1 protein-coding gene is annotated in these 4,135 nt (G+C 44.0%); it reads right to left on the bottom strand.

From position 1 onward, the window contains the following. Window positions 1-83 precede the first annotated feature (83 nt). Window positions 84-4,135: acyltransferase domain-containing protein (locus F6J99_RS42640; protein ID WP_293122877.1), on the bottom strand; the 4,052-nt coding region annotated here is incomplete at its 5' end.

Genomic DNA, 4,135 nt, shown 5'->3' with positions numbered 1-4,135 from the left:
GGCCGCGCGACTGCAGGCGGAAGCTGCGCCTGGACAAATCGTGGTTGCGGAAGCCACCCGCCGGCTATTGGGTGAGATCTTCGTCATCGAGCCTCTGTGACTTCTGACCCTACAGCTACTACTTCACCCGCACACTCTGCACCAAAACTGTCCATCTCTACTAAGTGTTTTTGAGACATTCCATCCACTTGCTGAGGGACTAATCCTAATGCAGATACTACATCTAGAAAATTCAATCCTGTTGCCTTAACTCTAATTTCTACTTCCCCTGCTCCTGGCGAACGTCTAGTAACTGGCTCTAGGATTAAGTTATCTAAACTACCCTTCTCGGAACTTCCTAGTTTGAATGGTTGAGATGGCACCAACTGTTGTGCCACTGGTTGCCGATGACGACTACCCACCAACCGAGCTACATAACGACCATCCCCACGCCATGCCACCTGATCTTCGGAATCCTCCGACCAGATTTCATTAAAGAGTGCATCAGCTTGACCCTCTATAGTCTCCTCTGGGTCTAAATCTATACGAGTACAGTTTAACTCTGGATGTTCCAAGCTAATCACTTTTCCCATTCCCCACACCGAAGATTGAGTTACTCCTGGTATGACCGGATGATTTGACGGTACTGGTTGAGCACCATTCGTTACTAACCATAACCGGGGTGATTGAGATAATGCGGCTTTGACTAAGGCTTGTACCAAAGATAAGGTTGTGCCGCACCCTAGCCGAGATAAGTTTTCTAATTCCTCAGAGTTGATAGTTTTACCTAGCCCTGCTTCGGTTGTCCAACATTGTACTACTCCCGATAAAGATGGTGATTTGGCGGCTAGAGTCTCTATCAGTTGCTCAAATTCTGAGAGGTTGTCGGGGTTAATGGTAAATTCTTCCGGGGCAAGCTGTTGATAGCTCTCTCCTGCAAATACTAAGGTACAAACGTCTCCTACTGAGCGCAGTTGGCTAGCTAAGTGTTGAGCAATTCCTTGAGTGTCTGCTAGTATCAACCAACCCTTCGGTGTCTCCTTCGTTTGTTCTAAGGTTGTGGTAGCTGCTTGGGCAACAACTACTGCTTGTTGAGACAAAGTTTCTGCCATTCCCTCAACTTCTGGCAGAGTTACTACCTCAGTAAAACCTGTCTCACTTAACACCTTTTTCCACTGCTGGCGACTCAGCAGTGGGTAGTCTGGTCGTAATTCATCATCACTGAATTTCCACCATCCTTCTAATAGTCCAAAGATTAAATCCGCCCACCTAATCCGAGTTGTTGCTTCATACAAGACCAACATGCCCCCTGGTGCCAACAGTTGCCGCACATGGGATAAGGTTTGCTTGAGACTTGCGGTTGCATGGAGGACATTGGCCGCAATAATTACATCATATTGATGAGATTCAAATCCTTGGCTGGTCGGGTCTACCTCTATATCTAAGGTTTGATAGCCCAGGAATCGATAATCCCGGAATTTCTCTTGGGCTTTACTGGTGAACAATGCCCCAATATCGGTAAATCTATATTCTGTTTGGTTGGGATTGAGATGGGGCAGAATATAGCTAGTTGTCCCTCCTGTTCCAGCTCCGATTTCCAACAACCTTATCCCTCGGCTCGGTGGTAATTTCTCAATAGCTTGAGTGATGGTTTTTTGCACGATCGTGTTCATCACTTTCGCTACACTTGAGTCTTGATACAGTTGGGTTGCTGTGGTTAAATCTCCTTGAGGGAACACCAATTGTACTGGGTCTATTGCTCCTCTTAGTACGACCGCTAGTTGAGATGCACAACGGTCTAATAATGTCAATGTTGCTGCTTCCTCTGGATATTGACTCAGTAAACTCTGGCTTTGTTGAGTCGGGTTGACTTTCTCTAAGGTTTGTTGCACCTGCCACCGTTGTTGCTGGCACTGGAGTATTCCTACTTCTGCTAAGATTTCTAGCAAACGCTGGAACAGTCGTCGCTGGGTGGGAACTATGGCTAAACGTTGGACTGCTGCCTCCAAGTCGAAGCTCTCTGTTGGCTGGTATGACCAACCCATTGACCCCAAGGCTTGCACTATATAATCTACGCTTAATTCTTCTAAGCTCCTGCCAATTTCTGAGGTACGAGCATTATCTACTTGAGTTACTAATTCTGTTAGACTGGGAGTTAATTTTTGGCTAATTTCTACAGGAGGTATCAGGAAATATGGAGGTAATAGTTTACCTAAAATACCTTTTTTTCTCCACTCTATTTCATACAACCAATCTGTTATTGATTCGGTTTCTGTTCCCAGTAGGGTCTGTTTAGTTGCTAGTTTTAGTTGTAAACCTTTGAGGTTGGCAATTATTTCTCCTGAAGGAGTTACTATGGTGACAATAGTCGTTAAACTTTCTGGAGTTTTCACTTCGGGACTGGTTACTGATGCGTAAGCCCATAAACTTAGCCCGGGATTCTTATATAGTTTGAATTCTTCTATTCCTACTGGCAGATAAGTTTTCTCACTATCCGTTTCTGGCAGTGCATGAGATATTACTTGCAAGGCTGCATCTAATAGTGCTGGATGGAAATTATAGTCGCTTGTTTGTGTTATCAATTCTTCGGGGAGTTTGATATAAGCTAGTGCTTGGTTTGAACCCGACCACAATTCTTGAATGCCTTGGAAGCTATTTCCGTAGTCTATCCCCAATTGTTGACATTTTTGATAATGTTGTTTGACTTCTATTGCTTGATTACATTCACTCTTGTATTTTTCTAGGTCAATTTTTGTATGACTAGGGGGGGGTGACTCTTTTCTGATTTTTCCTGTGGTATGGAGTCTCCACTCTTCTTCTTCAAGTTGAGAAAATATTTTAAACTTGTAGCTTTGGTTGTCTGTTGGGGTGAGTATGGTTTGGGCATTTGTCAATTTTCCTGCTGGTAGTATCCATCCTCTACCTATGGTTAGGTCTTCTATTACTATCTGGGGTGTTTTTAATTGGTGATTTCCTGCTGATATTGCTATTTCTAGGTAGCCGGTTGTGGGAAATAGTGTTTGATTAAATACTCGGTGGTGGCTGAGATAATTGGGGAATTTTTCTCCTATTTGTGATGCAAATATTTGTTGTTCCCCTGCACAATTTAGCTTTTGACCTAATAGGGGATGGAGGTTTTCTCCTTTTGAAAATTGCTGTTTAGGCCAGAAGTTGTTGTTGGTTTCTATCCAATAACGTTCCCGTTGGAATGGATAAGTCGGCAATGCTACTTTCTGACGACTATAGTCAGAGTCAAACCTTGACCAATCTATTTTGGCTCCTTTTACATACAATTGTCCTAAGCTAGAGAGCATTTGTTGCCACTCATCCACTCCTGGACGCAATGATGGTAACCATACTCCTACATCTTCTGGTACACATTGACGTCCCATCCCCAGTAATATTGGTTTGGGTCCAATTTCTAGGAACAGTTTGCAACCCTCTTGATAGGTATTTTTCATGCTCTGGGCAAAGCTCACTGGTTGCTGGACATGGTTAACCCAATATTCAGCAGAAGTCATCTCATCACCTACCAGTTTGCCAGTGACATTAGAAATAAGTTTGATTCGAGGCTTGTTATAAGTGACTTGTTTAGCTACTGCTTCAAACTCTGCCAACATCGGTTCCATCAATGGGGAATGGAAAGCATGGGATACCTGTAGCTGCTTGGTCTTGATTCCCTTAGCTTCTAATTTGTCACAAATAGTACCAAGATCTTCACTGGCTCCGGAAATCACTATACTTAATGGGCCATTAATAGCAGCAATTGCTACTCGATCATGTAATGGTGCGATCGCTTCTTTAACCTGCTCCTGCTCCGCCAAAAGTGAAACCATCTCACCGCCAGACGGCAACTGCTGCATTAATTTTCCGCGATGGGCGATTAGTTTGAGACCATCCTCTAAGCTAAAAACCCCAGCTACACAAGCAGCCACATACTCGCCAACGCTATGCCCCATTACTACATTTGGGTTTATACCCCAGGATTTCCAAAGTTGATAGAGGGCATATTCAAAGGCAAATAGGGCCGGTTGGGTATAGGCGGTTTGATCTAAAACAGATGAAACCTGCTCTTCTACTTGAGTAGGATACAGTACCTCTATTAGGGAATGCTCCAGATAGGGGCGCAGAATTTCATTGCACTGCTCGATAGTTT

The sequence above is a fragment of the Moorena sp. SIO4G3 genome, assembly GCF_010692305.1.
In the GTDB taxonomy this organism is placed as follows: Bacteria; Cyanobacteriota; Cyanobacteriia; order Cyanobacteriales; family Coleofasciculaceae; genus Moorena; species Moorena producens_A.
The sequence above is the reverse complement of the archived record's forward strand: the minus strand, read 5'-3'. Positions and strand labels throughout refer to the sequence as shown.